The sequence below is a fragment of the Sulfitobacter sp. TMED3 genome, from assembly GCF_002167505.1.
Classification (GTDB): Bacteria; Pseudomonadota; Alphaproteobacteria; order Rhodobacterales; family Rhodobacteraceae; genus Sulfitobacter; species Sulfitobacter pontiacus.
In genome coordinates this window covers 17,135-38,052 of the sequence record NZ_NHBI01000061.1, presented here as the reverse complement: position 1 = coordinate 38,052, position 20,918 = coordinate 17,135, and the positions used below count along the sequence as shown (strand labels likewise).

The following is a 20,918-nucleotide window of genomic DNA, read 5'->3' as shown; positions in this document are numbered from 1 at the left end:
GTCAGTAGGTGCGGATCAACCCGACCAGACGNCCCTGCACCTTGACCTTATCCGACGGCAGNACCCGCGTTTCATANGCGGGGTTAGCGGCTTCGAGTGCGACAGAGCTGCCGTGACGGCGGAATTTCTTGAGCGTCGCCTCGTGGTCTTCGACCAGCGCAACCACGATATCCCCATCATCCGCGACAGAGGTTTCGCGGATGATCACCACGTCGCCATCGTTGATCCCTGCGTCGATCATGGAATCNCCCTGCACCTCNANNGCGTAATGTTCGCCGCTGCCGCTGATCATCCCGCCGGGNACGGCGACAGATTGGGTCATGGTGCTGATCGCCTCGATCGGGACACCGGCGGCGATCCGTCCCATCATCGGCACATCAAAGGACGACGCGCTGACCGGCTGCGCNGCAGAGGGGGGCGGCCCATCGGGGCGGTCGCCGTCAATCACGCGCGGGGTAAAGCCCGCACCGGACAGGCTGCCCAAGCTATCGGGCAGTTTCACCACCTCTATCGCGCGGGCGCGATGCGCAAGGCGGCGGATGAATCCGCGTTCCTCAAGCGCTGTGATCAGACGGTGGATGCCGGATTTGGACCGCAGATCAAGCGCTTCTTTCATCTCGTCAAAGCTGGGCGGCACGCCGTCGCGCTGCACACGTTTGTGAATAAAGGCCAGCAGATCGAGTTGTTTCTTNGTCAGCATCCGGACATTCCCCGTTTCTATTTGGGGTTTGTTCTAGGGATGTTCCTGTTTTGTGTCAACCGTCAGAGGGGAATACAGCCTATGATCTCTCCGGCTGTGCGGACCCCATCGCGCGGCGGGCGGACCATCAGGACATCGGCGCGCGACAGGATACCCAGCAGCGAACTGTCCTGATTGTCTTCGGGCAGGACGGCACCGTCACGGACCATCGCACGCATATAATGTTCGCGTGGCCCATTGGCNGGCAGATCGACGCCAAGCGGCAGATCAACCCGTGCGGCGGGCGCGGCGGGCAGGCCCAGCATCTTGCGCAGCACCGGCACGACAAAGACCGTCCCGCAGACCATGGCCGACACCGGATTGCCGGGCAGGCCGATCATCGGGACATCATGCAGCCGCCCCGCCATAAGAGGTTTGCCGGGTCGCATGGCGACTTTATAGAAAGCCTGCTCCATCCCCATCTCCGCAGCGACGGGGGCGACCAGATCGTGGTCTCCGACAGAGGCACCGCCGATGGTGATGATCAGATCGGCATCCTGCGCCATGGTGAAGGCTTGGGTCAGCGAGGGCACCGTGTCGCGGGCAATCGGGATCATGCGGCACTGCGCGCCATGCTGTTCGAGCAGGGCGGCCAGACCATAGGTGTTGGAGGCGATGATCTGGTCGGGGTTCGGCACTTCGCCGGGTTGCACCAGCTCGTCCCCCGTGGCGATGATTGCCACGCGTGGTTTGGCATAGACCGGCACCGTCGCCACATTCATCGACGCCAGCAGCGCGATATCGGCAGGGCGCAGCAGGCGCGGCGCATCCATCGTGTCGCCTGCATGGAAATCCCCACCGGCGGGGCGGATATTGGTCTTGGGGCCGATGTCATGGCCCAGCATGATCAGATCGCCGCGACGGGTCGTATCCTCTTGGATCACAACGAAATCTGCACCTTCGGGGACAGGGGCACCGGTAAAGATGCGCACGGCCTGACCGGCTTTTACCACACCGTCAAACCGATGGCCCGCCGCCGCTTCGCCAATGACCTTGAACATCGCGTCGGGCTCGACCTCTGTCTGGCGCAGGGCATAGCCATCCATAGAGGAGGCCGCGAAAGGCGGCTGGGTGCGGGTGGCAACAACATCGCGCGCCAGCACACGGCCCGCGGCCTGACGCAGCGGGACCGCTTCCACCTCTGTGGCGGTGACGAGATCGAAAAGATGCGACAGGGCGTCGCTGACAGAGATCATTCTGCCTCGTATCGGCCCGATTTGCCGCCGTCTTTCAGCACGACCCGCAGGCCGCCGATTTCCATGCCTTTGTCCACGGCCTTGGCCATGTCATAGACGGTCAGCGCGGTGACAGAGGCGGCGGTCAGCGCCTCCATCTCGACGCCGGTCTGTCCGGTGGTCTTGACGGTCGCTTCGATCTGAAGCCCCGGCAGTTCGGGGTCTGGTGTAAGTTCGACAGAGACTTTGGTGATAGGCAGCGGGTGACACAGTGGGATCAGGTCAGCGGTGCGCTTTGCCGCCATGATGCCAGCCAAACGGGCGACGCCCATGACGTCACCTTTCTTTGCGCGGCCTTCGGTAATGATATCAAAGGTTTCGCGCTGCATCTTAATGTGAGTTTTTGCGGTGGCGACGCGTGATGTGACGGGCTTGTCCGACACGTCGACCATATGCGCGTCACCCTTGCCGTCAAAATGCGTAAGCGCCATTACATACCCCCCGGACGCAGCGGCGTCGCAAGCAAGTTGCGGGTTGCGACCTCTACGTCGTCTTGGCGCATCAGGCTTTCCCCGATCAGGAACACGCGCGATCCGTACTTCGCCATATCGGCCAGATCGTCGGGCGTGTTCAGCCCGCTTTCAGATACGATCATTTTTTCTACATCTACATGTTTTGACAGCAGGCGCGTGGTATCCAGCGAAGTCTCGAAGGTTTTGAGGTTGCGGTTGTTGATCCCCATCATCCGGCTTTTGAGCACGGCAGCGCGGTCCAGCTCTTGCTTGTCATGCACTTCAATCAGCGCGTCCATGCCCCATTGTGCGGCGGCATCTTCAAGCTCTATCGCCTGTGCGTCACTGACCGATGCCATGATGATCAAAATGCAATCGGCCCCAAGCGCGCGGGCTTCGGCGACCTGATAGGGGTCGTACATGAAATCCTTGCGCAGTACGGGCAGGGTGCAGGCCTCGCGGGCGGCGACAAGATATTCCTTGGCCCCCTGAAAGCTGGGCGTGTCCGTCAGCACCGACAGGCAGGTCGCACCACCGGCGGCATAGGCAGCGGCCAGTGTAGCGGGGTCGAAATCGGCGCGGATCAACCCTTTTGACGGGCTTGCCTTCTTGACCTCGGCGATCAGCCCGTACCCCTCGCGCGAGGCGTCGAACAACGCGTCGGCAAAGGGGCGCACGGGCGAGGCGGCGCGCGCCTCTGCCTCTACGGCCTCAAGCGGTTTGGCGGCCTTGTCGGCGGCGATCTCTTCCAGCTTGTAGGCTTTGATCTTGTCTAGGATGGTGCCAGTGTTGGTATCGGTCATGATGTCTCCGGTGTTGCCCAGTTTATGGCCGCTTGGCCTTGGGCGTGCAACCAGTCATTGCAGCGCGAGAAGGGGCGTGACCCGAAAAATCCGCGCCGCGCGGACAGGGGCGACGGGTGCGGGGTTTCAAGTTTGAAGTTCGGTCCCCCGTCCACATCCCGCGCGACTTTCTGGGCATGCGCGCCCCACAGCAAATAGGCGCGGGGACGGTCGGCCAAGCGGCCAAGAATTTGCGTGGTCAGCTGCTGCCAGCCCAGTTTCCCATGGCCGCCTGCGTCCCGCGCAGGCACGGTCAATGTGGTGTTCAACAACAGCACGCCCTGATCCGCCCAGAACCGCAGATCGGCATCCGGTGGGCAGGCGCCGATGTCATCCACCATCTCCTTATAGATATTGGACAGCGAACGGGGCAGCGGTTTGGTATCGGCGCTGGCGGAAAAGGCAAAGCCGTGGGCGTGGCCGGGGGTGGGATAGGGATCTTGCCCCAGGATCACCACGCGCACCGCGTCGGGCTGGGTATGTTCCAGCGCGGCGAAAACTTGGCGCCCGGGCGGCAGGGTCTCGCGCGGGTCCGCAGCCAGCGCGGCGGCGATGCCGGGCAGGGTATCGTCAAAGAACGCAAGGTCGCGCCAGGCCCCGAGGCGCGACAGGTCAAAACGGCTCATGCGGTTTGGGTGATCCGCGCGACTTGGGTGATCTTGTCACGGGCCGCACCGCTGTCAATGCTGTGGCGCGCCATCTCTACCCCGGCTTTCAGATCGGATGCGGCATCGGCCACGACCAGCGCCGCCGCCGAATTGAGCAAGACCGCATCGCGGTAGGCCGAGGGGGTTCCGTCCAGCAGCGCGTTGAAATCACGTGCGTTTTCTTCGGGTGTGCCGCCGATGATATCCTCGAACGGATGGACCGGCAGGCCGGCGTCTTCGGGCGTGATCTCGAATTCGGAAATGGTGCCATCAGGGTTCAGCGCGGCGATCCAGCTGGTGCCGGTGATTGTCAGCTCGTCCGTCCCGTCGGAGCCATGCACAAGCCAAGCTTTTTCAGAGCCAAGCGCGCCAAGCGTTTCGGCCATCGGGCGGATCAGATCGCGGCGATAAGCCCCGGTCAGCTGCCGTTTGACGCCTGCAGGGTTGGTCAGCGGGCCAAGGATGTTGAAGATCGTGCGCGTGCCCAGTTCGGACCGTGTGGGCATGACATGGGCAATCGCGGGATGGTGCATCGGGGCCATCATAAAGCCGATGCCCGCATCGCGCAGGGCGGCCTCGACCACCTTTGGTCCGACCATCACCTTGAGCCCCATCTGCGTCAGCGCATCCGCCGCGCCGGATTTGGACGACAGGTTGCGGTTGCCATGTTTCGCCACCACGACGCCCGCGCCGGCAACGACAAAGGCCGTCGCGGTAGAGATATTCAGCGTGCCCTTGCCATCGCCGCCGGTGCCCACGATGTCCATCGCGCCCTCGGGGGCTGTGACAGGATTGCATTTGGCGCGCATGACATGGGCGGCGGCGGCATATTCATCCACCGTCTCGCCACGGGTGCGCAGGGCCATCAGGAAACCACCGATCTGGCTGGGGGTCGCTTCGCCCTCGAACAGGATCTGGAACGCGGTCTCGGCCTGATCGCGGGTCAGCGGGCCATTGGCGGCCGCATCGATCAGAGGTTTCAGAGCGTCGCTCATGCGGGCACCTTTACGTTGTTCAGGAAGTTTTGCAGCATCTGGTGACCGTGATCCGAGCGGATCGATTCCGGGTGGAACTGCACGCCATGCAGCGGCAGGTCACGGTGCTGCAGGCCCATGATCGTGCCGTCCTCAAGCTCTGCCGTGATCTCAAGACAGTCGGGCAGGGTGGCGCGGTCAACGATCAGCGAATGATAGCGTGTCGCGGCAAAGGGCGATGGCAGCCCCGCAAAGACGCCCTGACCCTTGTGGTGCATCATGCCCATCTTGCCGTGCACGATCTCGCCCGCGCGCACGACCTTGCCGCCGAACGCCTGACCCAGCGTCTGATGGCCAAGGCACACACCCAAAAGCGGCGTGCTTGTTTCGGCGGCGGCTGCCGTCAGCGCAAGGCAGATGCCCGCTTGATCCGGGTCGCAGGGGCCGGGCGACAGGATGATCCCCGCGGGGTTCATCGCCATCGCGGCCTGCACGTCGATCTGGTCGTTGCGGCGGATTTCGACTTCGGCCCCGAGGTCACCCAGATAGTGTACGAGGTTGTAGGTGAAGCTATCGTAGTTATCTATCAAGAGCAGCATGCGGCAATTCTTTGTATTGGGGCAGGGTTTAGGGCTAGAGGAACCGCGCAAAACCACGGTATAATGTCCGCTGATACATGTTCAGGGTTAAGACCTATCGTCAAGGGCAGCAGGCCGGAGAGCCGCGCGAACCGGAACAAAAACAGGAGCGATCATCTATGTCACGCGGGTTTATTGGCGGCATCCTCATTGGTGCGGTATTCAGTGTCGGCGTCGCCGGTGTCGCGTCCTTCATGGTACCTATGGGGCCCGCGCCCTTGCAAGACACGCCTTTGCCAAGTGACGCGCCTGACGAAGAGCGCGCGACCAACGCGCCCGAAATGGCGGAACCCCCGGTGGTAGCGGCTGATGAAACGCCCCTGACGGCGGCTGAGGACACTAACGAGGATGTGATCACGCCAGAGCCAGTGGTCGAAGAGCCCGTCGTCGAGGAGCCCATCGTTGAACCAGATCCCGAGACTGTGCCGAAAGCCGAGGTCGCACCAGAAGTAGAAGCACCGGTCACGCAAGAGGCTGTGCAAGATGCACCTTCAGAGGACGCCCCGGACGTCGCGGCAGCGCCTGAGACCGTAGAGCCTGAGACGGTAGAGCCTGAACCACAGCCCGAGCCAGAGGTCGCCCCAACGCCGCAGCCCGCGCCGCAGATCGCACAGGATATCGACGCGACAGCCCCCGTGACCGTGCCCGATGCGGCTGCACCGAAGATCACGCTTGATGATCCTGTCTTGCCCAATCCGATGGCGCTTGCGCCAATGGAACCGACCGAGCCGGATGCGCTTGGCATCGAGACCCGGACAGCACCGCCCGTCACCGCCGACGAAAGCGTCGACACCCCCGTGTCGCCCACGCCGGACACCGATGTTGCCACCGCGCCAAGCGCGCCCGACGCGCAACCCGAAGAAGCGCCTGCAGATGTTGTCTTTGGCGCGCCCGAGCGACGCACAGACGGGCGGCCCACGATCGGCACCCCTGCGGCAATCACCTCTGAACGGGATACGGGCGTGACGATCAACCGCCTGCCGACCGCCCAATCGGGCGAACAGGCCGCCCCCGAGGCGCAAGCCACCGCACAAAGCCCCGCCATCACCCGTTATGGCCAGCCCTTCGCGAATCCTGATGACAAACCGCTGATGAGCGTCCTTTTGATGGACGTGGGGAGTGATCTGCAAGGGGGCGAGGTCGGTATCGCCGCGCTGCGCAGCTTTCCCTATCCGCTGAGCTTTGCCGTCGACGTCAGCCTGCCCGACGCGGCAGAGCGCATGCAGACCTACCGCAACGAAGGGTTCGAGGTGTTGGCGATGGTCGATCTGCCTCAGGGTGCGCAGCCAAGCGATGCAGAGACCACGCTGGCGGTCGCCTTCTCGCGCATGCCCGAAGTGATCGGCGTGCTTGAAGGGCAGGGTGCCGGGCTGCAACCCGACCGCGCGACAGCAGATCAGGTGACTGCGATCCTTGGGCAAGGGGGCTATGGCCTTGTGACCCAGGACAAGGGGCTGAACACGATGCCCAAGCTTGCAGTGAAAGAGGGCGTGCCCGCTGCACCCGTGTTCCGCGACTTTGACAGCAAGGGGCAGACGCCCACCGTGATCCGACGGTTCCTTGATCAGGCCGCGTTCAAGGCGGGGATCGAAGGGTCGGTGATCATGATGGGGCGGATGCGGCCCGAGACGATCTCGGCGCTGTTGGTCTGGGGGTTGCAGGACCGTGCCAGCCAAGTTGCACTTGCCCCTGTTTCAGCCGTGCTGAAAAACGCCACGCCTGAATGATCTACCGGTAAAGCCATCGAAACCTGCGCGTTGCGCGGGCTTCGACGTGCCTGAGTGTGATCTGTCTAGATAATCTCGTCTTCGTCAAACAGCGGGTCGCTTTCGAGCTGCGTGATCATATCCTCGACCGTGTCTGCCACCGCCTTGGGCAGCAGCTTTGCCAAGTGGAAGACCGCGTCGCCCTCGTTCACCACGGGCAGGATCGCGCGGCCGATCAGGATACCGTCATGGGGGGCGATAATATCCTCTTCGGTCTTGCCGAACGGGTCAGAGACTGTCGCCAGCGCGTCGCCATGTTTCACGGTCTCCCCCTCGGCCCTGAAGGTGCGCAGCAGCCCACCCACGGGCGCGCGCAACCACGTAGAGCTGGAACAGACATGGGATTGCCTGCGCGAGGGGGCGATGCCCTTGGCCGGCAGCATGTCTTCGGCATGCATGACCCGCAAGATACCCGCAACGCCCGCGCGCACGGCCATCTCGTCAAAACGCAGCCCTTCGCCGGCTTCATACAGCAGCACCGGTGTGCCCTTGGCGGCGGCGACCGCGCGCAGCGATCCGTCGCGCAGGGGCGAGGTCAGCACCACCGGTGCGGCAAAGCTGGCGGCCATGCGCCGCGTCACCGCATCTGANGGAGANATNCGCACCTGCGGCAGGTTGGTCCGGTGGATCGCGGCTGAATGCAGATCGATTCCGAAATCACAGCGCAGCACCACGTCGTTCANAAAGATATGNGCCAGCCGTGACCCCAAAGACCCAGACGGGTGCCCCGGAAAACAGCGGTTCAGATCGCGCCGGTCCGGCAGGTAGCGTGACCGGTTCAGNAACCCGAAAGAGTTCACCACCGGGATCACCAGCAGTGTTCCCCGCAGGGATTTCAACTGCGGTGCGCGCAGCAGACGNCGCACGATCTCGACCCCGATCAGCTCGTCCCCGTGAACAGCGGCGCTGACAAACATGGTGGGGCCGGGGCGCTTGCCGTGGATCACTTCAAGCGAGAGCCCGACAGGCGTGTGGTCCGGCAGGATCGAGATCGGCAAGTCGATCTGTGCCCGAGNGCCGGGTGCCACGTGTTGACCCGAAATCTCGAACGGGGCTTGGGTCGGCATCCTCAGCTGTTCCCTTGACCTGCGAAGCGTGCTGCATCGGCCGCCGCACGNCGGATCGCGTCGGATTTATGCNCCGTNTCCATATACTCNGCCTCTGCGTCGCTGTCATAGACGACACCGCCNCCGGCCTGAATATACAGGGTCTTGTCCTTGATAACGGCCGTGCGCAGGGCGATGCACATGTCCATGTCGCCGCCCGCGCTAAAGTAGCCNACACCGCCGCCGTAGAGCCCGCGTTTCTCGGGCTCCAGCTCGTCGATAATCTCCATCGCGCGGACCTTGGGTGCGCCTGACACTGTGCCCGCGGGCATCCCCGCAAAGAAGGCATCCAGCGCATCGCGGTCTTCGCGCAGCTCGCCCACGACATTGGACACGATATGCATCACGTGGCTGTAGCGTTCGACGATGAATTCCTCGGTCGGGCGCACGGTGCCGATCTTGGCGACCCGGCCCACGTCATTGCGGCCCAGNTCAAGCAGCATCAGATGCTCAGCCAGCTCTTTCTGNTCGGCCAGCAGATCAGCCTCCAGNGCGCGNTCTTCTTCCGGCGTGGCCCCGCGACGACGGGTNCCTGCNACGGGGCGGATCGTGATCTCGTTGCCGAAGACNCGCACNAGGATCTCGGGCGAGGCCCCGACGACGTGGAAATCACCGAAGTTGAAATAGAACATGAAGGGCGACGGGTTGGTCCGGCGCAAACTGCGATANAGCGCAAAGGGCGGCTGCGAGAAGCCCTGCGCCCACCGTTGCGACGGCACCACCTGAAAGATGTCGCCCGCCACGATGTATTCGCGCGCTTTTTCAACGGCGGATTTATAGCCNTCGCGGGTGAAATTGCTGACGGGGGCGGATTCTTCGTGGGCGTCGCCCAGATCACGGCTGGNGCCGGGCATCGACCGNTCCAGATCACGCACCGCATCCATCACGCGTTCGGCGGCTTGGGCATAAGCGGCCTTGGCCGATTGCCCGTCAGACACCCAAGCTGGCGATACGATCGTGACCTCGCCCTTGACCCCGTCNAGCACGGCAATCACCGAGGGNCGCACCATCATCGCATCGGGCAGCCCCATGGGATCGGGGTTCACATTCGGCAGATGTTCCACCAGCCGGATCATGTCATACCCCAGATAGCCGAACAGCCCGGCGGCGGCTTGCGGCAGGTCATCAGGCAGGTCGATCTTCGACTCCGCGATCACCGCACGCAATGTATCCAGCGGATCCCCTGCGACATCGTCGAAGGCATCCACGTCATAGCGTGCCGAACGGTTGATGGCCGANGTGGTGCCCTGACAGCGCCAGATCAGATCGGGCTTCATCCCGATAATCGAATAGCGCCCGCGGACCTCNCCGCCGGTCACGGATTCCAGNACAAAGGCGTTCTGNGCCGCACCGGTGAGCTTGAGCATCAGCGAAACAGGCGTGTCCAGATCGGCAGCCAGACGGGTGTAAACGATCTGGTTCTTGCCCGCCGCATAGCCTGCGGCAAAGCTGTCATAATCGGGTGTCAACGACATGGGAGACCTAACTTAGGGGAAGTTCACGTGGACGGCGTTGATCGCCTGCTGATCGACACGCGGTGCCGTGCGGCGGATCACGTCGTCAGAGAAAGCGGCGAAAAGCGCTTGCGACAGCTGGTCATCCAGCTGGGTAGCGATCTGGGATTTGACCTGCGTCATCCGGTCATTCTCGCCCGCGTCCTTGATGCTATCAAGACGGACAAGCGCGACCTCATCGGCACCTTCCAGCAGTTCGACTTCGCCGGGGGCTGCGTCAAACACAGCGGCGATGAACCCCTGCGGTGCGGCGCTGACCACGGCGTCGCGGGTCTGGTCGGTCCCGGTCTTGGGCTCCAGCCCCAGTTCGGCAAAATCAGCGCCATCCGCAAGTTCGGCNTGCAGGGTCTCGGCCTTGGCACGCAGGGCGGTGATCAATTGTTCGTTCTGCCACGCCTCGGACACGTCTGCACGGGCGGCGTCAAACGGGTTGGGGCGTTCCTCTTTGGTGCCATCAAGACGCATGGCAAAAACGCTACCGTCATCCAGCTGNTGGATCTGGGGGAAGTCGCCTTCGGTCAGACGTGTCGCGGCCTCGCGGAAACCGGCATAGGCGGCGATGCTTTCGCTGCTGTCCTGCGTCCATTCGATGGTGCTGAGGGTCATTTTGCTTTCCTCGGCGATCTGTTCCAGCGTGGCNCCACCGGCCAATTGNTCGTCCAGATCCTGGGCGCGGACCTCTACCAGACGGGCCGCNCGGTCCGCGGCAAGGTCTTGNACCAGCGTCGGGCGGGCTTCTTCGAAGGTGGTGTTCAGCGACGGCAGCACACCGTTCACACGGAACAATGCAGGCCCGAGGTTGCTGGGCAGCGGGCCGACAATATCACCCACTTCGGCAGCAAANACGGCGTCCCCTGCGGCACCCANCTGTTGCTGGCTCAGATCNCCAAGATCCACATCCGACAGGGAAAGCCCGCGGTCCGCGACCAGCCCCTCAAATGTGTTGCCATCAACCTCGAGCGCGGCGGCGGCCTGATCGGCTGCCTCCTGATCGCGGAAGACCAGACGTTCGACCAAGCGGCGTTCAGGCTGGATGTATTCATCCGCGCGGTCATCATAGGCGGCCTGTAGCTCTTCGTCGGTCAGCTCTACNTCGTCCAGCAGATCCTGCGGGCCCATGGTGATATAGCTGATGGTCTTGCTGGCGGGCAGAATGAACTGNTCGGCGTTCTCGTCGTAATAGGCCTGCANCTGCGCATCGGTNGCGTNGGGCAGGGGCGCATCCAGATCATCTTGCGTNAGTTTGGCCCAGGTAAAGCTGCGCTGCTCGCCCACATAGGATACAAGCGTGTCGGCATAGGCGTCGGGCATCGCAACCCCGCCGGTGATCGCTTCCTGCAACAGGGTACGGCCCGCTTCCTCGCGCAGGGATTGTTCGAATTCATTCTCGTTCAGACCGGCCTGCTGCAGCGCAAAGCGATAGCCCTCGCGGTCGAAATTCCCATCAACGCCTTGGAACGACGGGATTTCCACAACGCGTTCGCGCAGGTTTGCGTCGCCGATGGACAGGCCCATCAAGTCGGCCTCATTGTCGAGCGCGCGCAAACGGACCAGACGTTGCAGCACGGCACGGTCCAGCCCGATGGCTTGGGCTTCCTGAAAGCTAAGCTGTTCGCCGGACTGGCTTTCGATGGCGCGGATCTGCTGCTGCAGCTCGCGGGCGTAATCGTCAACCGAGATAGACTTGTCGCCCACTTCGCCGACGGTGCGTGCGCTGCCGTTCAGATTGACCGCGCCAAAACCGCCCAGACCCAGGATCAACAGACCCATCAGCCCCCATACTGCGGTTTTCGTAAAGCTGTTGCCTTTGGCTTTCATGGTGTCATCCCTTAAACGCACGTTTTGCCCTGTCTATGCGGTGCGCGGCAGGGGGGCAAGAGCCGCGTTAGACCTGTGTCAGACGGTCAAACAGCACCTCGATGCCTGCGACATCCAGATTGGCAAAAGCGATGCGCAGATGCCGCCCGCCGGTGATATCCTCTTCCGGATGAAACATGGTGCCGGGCAGGGTCAGCACGGCCGCCTCGCGCACCAGCCGCGGGGCCAATGTGGCAGAGCTTTCGTCAAAGGGATGCGAGAGATAGGCGAAATAGCCGCCAAGCCCCAAAAGCTTCCAGCCTTTCGCGTCCAAACGGTGCATGCTGTCGGCAATCGCCTGCCGCCGCGCCAGGATCTCGCGCCGCTCGCCGGCCAGCCATGTGTCAAGGTTCTGCATCCCCCAAAGGGCGGCATGCTGACCGATCTGGCCGGGGCAAATGGCAACGGTATCCAGGAACTTCTCAACCTCGGCGAGACGCGTCTGGGAGGCGACAATCGCGCCCACTCGGTGACCAGTCAGACGGTAGGCCTTTGAAAAAGAATATAAATGGATCAACGTATCGTGCCAGACGGGGTCCTGAAACAGACGGTGCGGCGGACCGGAACGACTGTCAAAGTCGCGATAGGTCTCGTCCAGGATCAGGGCGATACCGCGCGCACGGGCCAGATCGAAAAACGCCTGCACCAGCTCTTCGGGGTATTCAACGCCGCCGGGGTTGTTGGGCGTCACCAGGGCGATGGCACGGGTGCGGTCGGTGATCAGGGCGGCGGCCTGTTCCGGGTCGGGCAAGAGCGTATCGCCCACCGGCAGCGGCACGGCGGCGACACCCGACATGTCCAGCCACATCTTGTGGTTAAAGTACCACGGCACCGGCAGGATCACCTCGTCCCCCTCGGCACAGAGCGTGGCAATCGCAGCGGCAAAGGCCTGATTGCAGCCCGATGTAATCGCCGCTTGCGCGGGCTCTACCGCGCCGGCGTAATGGGCGCTGACCTGCGCGGCCAGCTCGTCGCGCAACTCGGGCAGACCCAGCACCGGCCCGTAAAGATGCGCATCATCGTTGTTCAGCGCGACATCAGCCATGGCCTGCCGCATGGCCTGCGGTGGCGGATCGACAGGGGCGGCTTGGCTCACGTTGATCAGGGGGCGGTCGGCGTCAAAATGGACGCCCGTCAACCAGCGGCGCGCCTCCATCACCGGAGGAGAGAAAGTCGCGGCGGTACGCGGGGTCATGGTCAATGCTCCTGTCTGGGCGAGGGAGGGGGCCCTTCGGCGAGCGGACCAGCGCAAAGTCTGACACGGCGCGTGGCCGCTGCTTCCAAATGGTCCTAAATCCTCGCCGAAGGCAGGTATCTGCGGGGGTGCCGCTTAGTCTTTGCCGCGGTAGGGCTCTACATATTGCAGCGCCATATCCCAGGGGAAGAAAATCCACGTATCCTGGCTGACTTCGGTAATGAAGGTATCCACCTGCGGGCGGCCCTTGGGCTTGGCATAGACGGTGGCCAGATGCGCATTGGGGTAAAGCTGGCGCACGACTTCAAGGGTCTTACCGGAGTCTACCAGATCGTCGATGATCAGGATACCGGTGCCGTCGCCCATCAGTTCTGCATCGGGGGCCTTGAGCACGACCGCGTCCGATTGATCCTGATGGTCATAGGACTTGATCGAAATCGTGTCGACGGTGCGGATATCCAGCTCGCGGGCGGCGATCATCGCGGGGGCCATACCGCCACGGGTGATCGCAACCACAGCACGCCAGCCGCCGTCATCGGGGCCCATGCCGTCCAGACGCCACGCCAGCGCACGGCTGTCACGGTGGATCTGGTCCCAGCTGATGTGAAACCCTTTTTCATGGGGCAGGCGCGAGGCATCCTTGCTCATGTCGTTATTCCTTTGCCATGTCTGGGGCGTCGACGGCTTTCATGCCCACCACGTGATAGCCCGCATCCACATGCAGGTTCTCGCCCGTCGTGCCCGAGCCAAGATCGCTAAGCAGGAACAGCGCGGATTTACCCACATCGTCGATGGTCACGTTGCGGCGCAGGGGCGAGTTATACTCGTTCCACTTCATGATATAGCGGAAGTCGCCGATGCCGGATGCGGCCAATGTCTTGATCGGGCCGGCGCTGATCGCGTTAACGCGGATGCCGTCCTTGCCCAGATCCTCGGCCAGATATTTGACCGATGCTTCCAGAGCGGCCTTGGCGACGCCCATCACATTATAATGCGGCATCACTTTTTCGGCGCCGTAATAGGTGAGCGTGACCGCGCTGCCGCCGGACTTCATCATCTTTTCCGCGCGCTGCATCACAGCGGTGAAGGAGTAGACAGAGATATCCATCGACATCGCGAAATTGGCGCGGCTGGTGTCGACATAGCGCCCGCGCAATTCGTTTTTGTCAGAGAACCCGATCGCGTGGACGATAAAGTCGATCCCGTCCCAACGTTCGCCCAAAGCGGTAAACAGCGCGTCAATCGACTCTTCCGACCCGACATCGCAGGGCAGGACCAGATCGCTGCCCAGTTGCGCCGCCAGCGGATCGACCCGCTTTTTCAGCGCGTCGCCTTGATACGAGAATGCCAGCTCTGCACCGGCATCCGCGAGGGTGCGCGCGATGCCCCAGGCAATCGACTTGTCATTGGCGAGGCCCATGATAAGCCCACGTTTGCCTGCCATCAGGTCATTTGCCATTGTACTTCCTTCGACTATGTCACTGAACTTTTATCCGGTTTATGCTATTGATAGTTTGGCATCAAGGCTGCACGGTGATCGCGGCACTTGAGAGGACGCCGTGATAGACCGCCCTGGCGGTTTTTTCGGCGCGGCGGTGTGTTTAGTTGTTCTAGTATGTCATTTGATGTAAGGCATTGTCGCAAGATTGCGTCGATGCGCAAGGAAGGGGATCATGATCATGGAAGTGCGCAAAGGCATTTTTGCCGGTGACGATCCCTTTGTGATTGCGCGCCGCTGGCTGGATGAGGCAACGCAGACAGAGGTCAACGACCCAAATGCCATCGCGCTATCGACCGTGGATGCCGACGGTTTGCCCAATGCGCGCATGGTATTGCTGAAAGAAATCGAAGACGCGGCATTCGTCTTTTATACAAACTACACCAGCGCCAAGGCGCAAGAACTGGATCACGCGGGCAAGGCTGCTTTCGTGATGCATTGGAAATCCCTGCGCCGCCAGATACGGGTGCGCGGCGTGGTTTCCAAAGAAGAAGGCCCGCAGGCGGACGCATATTACAAGTCGCGTTCGCTCAAAAGCCGGTTGGGGGCCTGGGCCTCTGACCAATCGTCCCCTTTAGCCAGCCGTGCGTCATTGGTCGCCGAAGTGGCAAAAGTCACCGCCAAAAAGGGGCCAAACCCAGACCGTCCACCTTTTTGGGGGGGCTACCGGATCACCCCGGTCGAAATCGAGTTCTGGGCCGACGGAGAGTATAGATTGCATGACCGTTTTGTCTGGCGACGTGCCGAACAAAACGGTGATTGGAGCGTAACGAGATTGAACCCATAAGGCGGCTTTTGCCGCTGATATTTTGTACGCGGGCACGCTGTTGCCTGACCTAGAGAAGACCAAAGGACATTTGTGTCAGAAGTATCCAGCAATAGCTCTGCCATTTCCGGCGTGGTGAAATGGTTCGACCCTGCGAAGGGGTTCGGTTTCGTTGTCTCAGACGCTGGCGGGCCTGATATCCTGTTGCACGTCAATGTGTTACGTAATTACGGTCAAAGCTCTGTCGCGGACGGTGCGCGCATTGATCTGACGGTGCAAAAGACCGAACGCGGGGTGCAGGCGACACAGGTCCATGCGGTACACCCGCCCGCTGCCGCTCAGGCGATGGCGTTGTCGGATATTGTGGGCATTGATCCCGCGCTGGTGGCCGCCGCACCGCTGGAGCCCGCGCGGGTCAAATGGTTCGATAAGTCCAAAGGCTTTGGTTTCGCGAATGTGTTTGGCAAAAGCGATGACATCTTTCTACATATAGAAGTGTTGCGCCAGTCGGGCCTGTCGGATTTGCAACCGGGCGAGGCATTGGCGCTGCGGGTCATTAACGGGGAACGCGGCCAGATGGCGGCAGAGGTACATGCATGGGAAACGGTACGACTCGATTCATCTGGCACCGCGCAAAGCTGATCCGCGCGGGTCTTATGGCCTTTGCCACTCTGGCGATGGCAGGGGCTGCCGCTGCCAAATGCAGTGACACCAGCGTGACGCTGCGCGGCGACTGGGGGCAGGCGCGCTTTAGCGTCGAGATTGCCGATGACGCCGGTGAACGTGCCCAAGGATTGATGCACCGCACCTCACTGGCAGGCAGCGCGGGTATGCTTTTTATCTATGAAGAACCGCAGCCGCTTAGCTTTTGGATGCGCAACACATTGATTCCCCTCGATCTGCTGTTCATCGATTCCCGTGGTGTGGTGCAGCACATCCACCATAATGCGGTTCCGCTCGACGAATCTCCGCTTGAGGGGGGCAGTGATGCGCTGCTGGCGGTGCTGGAAATCAACGGCGGATTAAGCGCGCGGATGGGCATCACACCGGGGACAGAGCTGCGCCATCCCGCGTTTGCAGGGCGCAATCCGGCATGGCCCTGTTAGTTCGTCAGAAACTATCATTTTCTGTGAACTTAGGGCTTTTCAATCCGATTGCTTGGGGCTAAGTAGGCCGCAGTCGGGGCGTGGCGCAGCCTGGTAGCGCACCTGTTTTGGGTACAGGGGGTCGGAAGTTCGAATCTTCTCGCCCCGACCACTTTAAGAACCACCACATATAGTGTTACTGATCTGCTTCATGCAGATCAGAACGCTGTATTTGTGTGCAGTCGTTCTTTTTTGCCACAGAAGCACGCTCTAAATCTGGTGAGATAGCCGGGTTTGCGAACCTATATCTGGTGGCTGCATAAATTTTTATCATCCACAGTTACGCCATGTTTATCCCCAGCCCGCTGTTTGGGATTTTGTGGATAACTCAAGCGATACATGAGCCAGCCGGGCTAAACCTTAGCGTTTATTAACTTTATCCGCGGTGTGAAAAAGCCTCCTCGTGATCCGCTGTCTGTGCATATCATTTCGCTGAATCACCGCGCCGACCGAAGCTTCAAAAAATGCCGATCCGGTCAAGATGCAACTTCCCTTGTTTCGATAATAAAGCCGTTGACCCAATAGGGCTGCATACGCCAGTTTGTGTAAATCGACGGGCGGGCCACTACATCTGGTGATTGATCGGGGTGGCGTGCTGATCGGGTGACATTGGGTTTTGCACTTTTGCGCCGGTTAAACGGCTTGATCCAAGACCAACCTGATGCGGGTGCGGGGGACGATGCACACCGGCGATAGGTTTGGCGGCCCGATCATGCCGCTGGTTGAGAGTTTGAAAATTTGGGGCAGCACTTATGAAAATCGAGAGAAAATTCACGCGATCCGGTCAGGATGCCTACGCAGAACTGGACTTTGTGAGCACAGCCTCCGAAATCCGCAATCCTGATGGGTCGGTGGTCTTTCGCCTCGATAACGTCGAAGTGCCCTCCAGCTGGAGCCAGGTCGCCTCTGATGTGATCGCCCAGAAATATTTCCGCAAGGCAGGCGTCCCGTCCGAAACCAAGAAGGTCAAGGAAAAGGGCGTTCCAGAATTCCTCTGGCGCTCGGTGCCGACCGATGACGCGACCATGGGCGGCGAGACGTCGTCGAAGCAAGTGTTCGACCGTCTGGCCGGCGCTTGGGCCTATTGGGGATGGAAAGGTGGCTATTTCACCACCGAAGAAGACGCCCAAGCCTATTATGACGAGATGCGCCACATCCTGGCCAGCCAGCGCGGCGCACCCAACAGCCCGCAATGGTTCAACACCGGTCTGCATTGGGCTTACGGCATCGATGGTCCCGCGCAGGGGCATTACTATGTCGATTACAAATCCGGCAAGCTGACGCGGTCGACATCCTCTTACGAGCATCCCCAGCCCCACGCTTGTTTCATCCAGTCTGTCGCTGACGATCTGGTAGGCGACGGCGGCATTATGGACCTATGGGTCCGCGAGGCGCGTCTGTTCAAATACGGTTCCGGCACCGGCACCAACTTCTCGAGCCTGCGGGCGGCGGGCGAGAAACTGTCGGGCGGGGGGAAATCCTCTGGCTTGATGGGCTTTTTGAAAATCGGTGACCGTGCGGCAGGCGCGATCAAATCGGGTGGCACCACACGGCGCGCGGCCAAGATGGTGATCGTTGATGCGGACCACCCCGATATCGAGGATTTCATCAACTGGAAGGTCATCGAAGAGCAAAAGGTGGCGAGCATCGTCGCTGGCTCGAAGATGCATGAACGCGAGCTGAACAAGCTGTTTGCCGCGATCAAAGCATGGGACGGCGCAGAGGCCGACGCCTATGACCCCGCCAAGAACGACCAGCTGAAGGCCGCGATCCGCAGCGCGAAAAAATGCGCGATCCCAGAGACATACGTCAAGCGCGTGCTGGATTACGCCAAGCAGGGTCACACCTCGATCGAATTCCCGACCTATGACACAGACTGGGATTCCGAAGCCTATTCCTCGGTCTCGGGCCAGAACTCCAACAACTCGATCCGGGTGACCAACGCTTTCCTGCATGCCGTCGAAAAAGACGCCGATTGGGAACTGCTCGACCGCACCACCGGGCGGGTGTCGAAAACCATCCGCGCCCGTGACCTGTGGGAGCAAGTCGGCCACGCCGCATGGGCCTGCGCCGATCCCGGCATCCAGTATCACGACACGGTCAACGACTGGCACACATGCCCCGAAGATGGCGCGATCCGCGGGTCGAACCCGTGCTCTGAATACATGTTCCTGGATGACACGGCCTGTAACCTCGCGTCGATGAACCTGCTGACCTTCCTGCAAGACGGGGAGTTCATGGTCGAAGACTATATGCACGCCTCGCGGCTGTGGACCGTCACGCTCGAAATCTCGGTGATGATGGCGCAGTTCCCGTCCAAGGAAATCGCGCAGCGGTCCTATGATTTCCGCACGCTGGGTCTGGGCTATGCCAACATCGGCGGTCTGCTGATGAACATGGGCTTTAGCTACGACAGTGACGAAGGCCGTGCGCTTTGCGGGGCGCTGACCGCGATCATGACAGGCGTTTCCTATGCCACCTCCGCCGAGATGGCGGGCGAGCTGGGGGCCTTCCCCGGGCACGCCAAGAACGCCGACCATATGCTGCGCGTCATCCGCAACCACCGCAACGCGGCCCACGGCAAGACCGACGGCTACGAGGCGCTATCGGTCAAGCCCGTGCCGCTGGATCACGCAAACTGCCCGCAAGCCAACCTGATCGACATCGCCACCGCGACCTGGGACGAAGCCCTGCGGCTTGGCGAAAAGCACGGGTACCGCAACGCGCAAACCTCTGTGATTGCGCCGACGGGCACCATCGGTCTGGTGATGGATTGCGACACCACCGGGATCGAGCCTGACTTTGCGCTTGTGAAATTCAAGAAGCTCGCGGGCGGTGGCTATTTCAAGATCATCAACCAGTCGGTGCCCGCAGCGCTTGAAAAGCTTGGCTACGGCTCGGCCCAGATCGAAGAAATCGTCGGCTATGCCGTCGGTCACGGCACCATCGGCAACGCGCCTGCGATCAACCACACCACGCTGGTCGGTCACGGTTTTGGCCCTAACGAGCTGGCCAAGATCGACGCGGCGCTGGCGCAGGCCTTCGACATCCGCTTTGTCTTCAACCAATGGACATTGGGCGAGGAGTTTTGCACCCAAGTCCTTGGCATCCCTGCCGAAAAGCTGAACGACCCGACGTTTGACCTGCTGAAATCCCTGGGCTTTTCCAAGAAAGACATCGAAGCGGCCAACGACCATGTTTGCGGTACGATGACGCTGGAAGGCGCGCCGCACCTCAAGCCTGAACACTACGGCATCTTCGACTGCGCCAACCCCTGCGGCAAGAAGGGCAAACGCTACTTGTCCGTCAACAGCCACATCTACATGATGGCGGCGGCGCAAAGCTTCATCTCCGGCGCGATCTCGAAGACGATCAACATGCCGAATGACGCCACCATCGAGGATTGCCAGAACGCATACGAGCTGTCGTGGTCGCTTGGCGTCAAAGCCAACGCGCTGTACCGCGACGGATCAAAACTGTCGCAGCCTCTGGCTTCTGCGCTGGTCGAGGATGATGACGAGGCCGCCGAAACGCTCGAAAGCGGCACCACCCACGAGAAAGCCACCGTGCTGGCTGAAAAGATCGTCGAGAAGGTCATCGTCAAAGAGATCATCAAATCGCACCGCGAAAAGATGCCTCAGCGCCGCAAGGGGTATACCCAAAAGGCCAATGTCGGCGGGCACAAGGTCTATCTGCGCACCGGTGAATACGAAGACGGCTCCTTGGGCGAGATCTTTATCGACATGCACAAGGAAGGCGCGGGCTTCCGTGCGATGATGAACAACTTTGCCATCGCCGTGTCCGTGGGTCTGCAATACGGCGTCCCGCTGGAGGAATTCGTCGACGCCTTCACCTTCACCAAGTTCGAACCCGCTGGCATGGTGCAGGGCAACGACAGCATCAAGAACGCGACGTCGATCCTTGACTATGTGTTCCGCGAGCTCGCCGTGTCCTATCTGGACCGTACCGATCTGGCGCATGTGCAACCCGAAGGGGCCAGCTTTGACAGCCTCGGCCGCGGCGATCAGGAAAGCGTTGCCAATGTGGCGGAAATCTCCGAAACCGCCGCCAACCGCTCGCTCGAGGTGCTCAAGCAGATCAGCTCCACCGGGTATCTGCGCAACCGTCTGCCGCAGGATCTGGTGCTGCTGCAAGGCGGGCAGGGGCAGGGCGACACGCAGACGCTTGACCGTGTGATGCCGCAGGCAGGCCAAGCCTCGGTCGCGGCCAGCATGGGGTCGACCACAGCGGTGTCCAGCGGCGCGGTCAGCATGGACGCCCGTACCAAGGCAAAGATGCAGGGCTACGAGGGCGAAGCCTGCGGGGAATGCGGCAACTACACGCTGGTCCGCAACGGCACCTGCATGAAGTGCAACACCTGCGGCGGAACGTCCGGCTGCAGCTAAGACAAACGCCCCGGCCTTTGAAAAGCCAAGCATATGAAGCCCAATTCGAGTGTTTTGGCGGCCATTTACAGGGTGATTAACGCCCAGATCGCGTAAGTTGTTGATTATATTGACGCGGGCTGGGGCCAGATCTTTTAT

At 61.4% G+C, this 20,918-nt stretch carries 18 protein-coding genes and 1 tRNA gene; 6 read left to right on the top strand and 13 right to left on the bottom strand.

Annotated elements, in window-relative coordinates:
• Position 1: 1 nt before the first annotated feature.
• The 7 genes from lexA to CBB63_RS14395 all read right to left on the bottom strand — a co-directional run bounded on the left by lexA (position 2) and on the right by CBB63_RS14395 (position 5,488).
• Positions 2-700 (bottom strand): transcriptional repressor LexA, encoded by a 699-nt coding sequence (lexA, locus tag CBB63_RS14425; RefSeq protein WP_286699639.1) that lies wholly within the window; start codon positions 698-700, stop codon positions 2-4.
• A gap of 62 nt (positions 701-762) precedes the next feature.
• On the bottom strand, positions 763-1,935 hold the full coding sequence (locus CBB63_RS14420; RefSeq protein ID WP_286699638.1) for a molybdopterin molybdotransferase MoeA: 1,173 nt from the start codon (positions 1,933-1,935) through the stop codon (positions 763-765).
• On the bottom strand, positions 1,932-2,405 hold the full coding sequence (gene moaC / locus CBB63_RS14415) for a cyclic pyranopterin monophosphate synthase MoaC (RefSeq protein WP_273056200.1): 474 nt from the start codon (positions 2,403-2,405) through the stop codon (positions 1,932-1,934). The genes CBB63_RS14420 and moaC overlap by 4 nt, the downstream gene beginning before the upstream one ends.
• Positions 2,405-3,229 (bottom strand): indole-3-glycerol phosphate synthase TrpC, encoded by an 825-nt coding sequence (trpC, locus tag CBB63_RS14410; protein ID WP_286699637.1) that lies wholly within the window; start codon positions 3,227-3,229, stop codon positions 2,405-2,407. The genes moaC and trpC overlap by 1 nt, the downstream gene beginning before the upstream one ends.
• Positions 3,226-3,894, bottom strand: a complete 669-nt coding sequence (locus CBB63_RS14405) for a uracil-DNA glycosylase (RefSeq protein ID WP_009824806.1) — start codon at positions 3,892-3,894, stop codon at positions 3,226-3,228. Before CBB63_RS14405 ends, trpC begins: the two co-directional genes overlap by 4 nt.
• Positions 3,891-4,910: an anthranilate phosphoribosyltransferase gene (gene trpD, locus CBB63_RS14400; protein ID WP_286699636.1), complete on the bottom strand. Its 1,020-nt coding sequence runs from the start codon at positions 4,908-4,910 to the stop codon at positions 3,891-3,893. Before trpD ends, CBB63_RS14405 begins: the two co-directional genes overlap by 4 nt.
• Positions 4,907-5,488: an anthranilate synthase component II gene (locus tag CBB63_RS14395; protein ID WP_005853838.1), complete on the bottom strand. Its 582-nt coding sequence runs from the start codon at positions 5,486-5,488 to the stop codon at positions 4,907-4,909. The genes trpD and CBB63_RS14395 overlap by 4 nt, the downstream gene beginning before the upstream one ends.
• 158 nt (positions 5,489-5,646) lie before the next feature.
• On the opposite strand from CBB63_RS14395, the gene CBB63_RS14390 reads away from it, so the two are divergent.
• Positions 5,647-7,254 (top strand): divergent polysaccharide deacetylase family protein, encoded by a 1,608-nt coding sequence (locus CBB63_RS14390; RefSeq protein ID WP_286699635.1) that lies wholly within the window; start codon positions 5,647-5,649, stop codon positions 7,252-7,254.
• A gap of 65 nt (positions 7,255-7,319) precedes the next feature.
• Here the strand turns inward: CBB63_RS14390 and CBB63_RS14385 are convergent, their stop codons facing one another.
• The 6 genes from CBB63_RS14385 to fabI all read right to left on the bottom strand — a co-directional run bounded on the left by CBB63_RS14385 (position 7,320) and on the right by fabI (position 14,424).
• Positions 7,320-8,360, bottom strand: coding sequence for a succinylglutamate desuccinylase/aspartoacylase family protein (locus tag CBB63_RS14385; protein ID WP_286699634.1), 1,041 nt, complete (start codon positions 8,358-8,360; stop codon positions 7,320-7,322).
• Positions 8,361-8,362: 2 nt separating this feature from the next.
• A complete protein-coding gene (trpE, locus tag CBB63_RS14380) occupies positions 8,363-9,874 on the bottom strand; it encodes an anthranilate synthase component I (RefSeq protein ID WP_286699633.1) in 1,512 nt (503 codons plus the stop codon).
• Between the two features lie 12 nt (positions 9,875-9,886).
• A complete protein-coding gene (locus CBB63_RS14375; protein WP_286699632.1) occupies positions 9,887-11,731 on the bottom strand; it encodes a peptidyl-prolyl cis-trans isomerase in 1,845 nt (614 codons plus the stop codon).
• Between the two features lie 67 nt (positions 11,732-11,798).
• Positions 11,799-12,965 (bottom strand): aminotransferase, encoded by a 1,167-nt coding sequence (locus CBB63_RS14370; RefSeq protein ID WP_286699631.1) that lies wholly within the window; start codon positions 12,963-12,965, stop codon positions 11,799-11,801.
• 135 nt (positions 12,966-13,100) lie between these two features.
• Positions 13,101-13,613, bottom strand: coding sequence for a xanthine phosphoribosyltransferase (gene gpt / locus CBB63_RS14365; protein WP_005853828.1), 513 nt, complete (start codon positions 13,611-13,613; stop codon positions 13,101-13,103).
• A 4-nt stretch (positions 13,614-13,617) separates the two neighbouring features.
• Positions 13,618-14,424, bottom strand: coding sequence for an enoyl-ACP reductase FabI (gene fabI / locus CBB63_RS14360; protein ID WP_005853827.1), 807 nt, complete (start codon positions 14,422-14,424; stop codon positions 13,618-13,620).
• A gap of 220 nt (positions 14,425-14,644) precedes the next feature.
• Between fabI and pdxH the strand changes: the two genes are divergently transcribed.
• The 5 genes from pdxH to CBB63_RS14335 all read left to right on the top strand — a co-directional run bounded on the left by pdxH (position 14,645) and on the right by CBB63_RS14335 (position 20,780).
• The gene (gene pdxH, locus CBB63_RS14355; protein ID WP_037945043.1) at positions 14,645-15,250 is read left to right on the top strand and encodes a pyridoxamine 5'-phosphate oxidase; all 606 of its coding nucleotides are present in this window, start codon (positions 14,645-14,647) and stop codon (positions 15,248-15,250) included.
• Between the two features lie 72 nt (positions 15,251-15,322).
• On the top strand, positions 15,323-15,871 hold the full coding sequence (locus CBB63_RS14350; RefSeq protein WP_174226609.1) for a cold-shock protein: 549 nt from the start codon (positions 15,323-15,325) through the stop codon (positions 15,869-15,871).
• Between the two features lie 14 nt (positions 15,872-15,885).
• Positions 15,886-16,335 carry a DUF192 domain-containing protein gene (locus CBB63_RS14345; RefSeq protein ID WP_286699661.1) on the top strand — a complete coding sequence of 150 codons (450 nt, stop codon included), beginning with the start codon at positions 15,886-15,888 and terminating at the stop codon, positions 16,333-16,335.
• A gap of 74 nt (positions 16,336-16,409) precedes the next feature.
• Positions 16,410-16,486 (top strand) — tRNA-Pro (locus CBB63_RS14340).
• 640 nt (positions 16,487-17,126) lie between these two features.
• On the top strand, positions 17,127-20,780 hold the full coding sequence (locus CBB63_RS14335) for a vitamin B12-dependent ribonucleotide reductase (protein WP_064216423.1): 3,654 nt from the start codon (positions 17,127-17,129) through the stop codon (positions 20,778-20,780).
• The last annotated feature ends 138 nt before the right edge of the window (positions 20,781-20,918 follow it).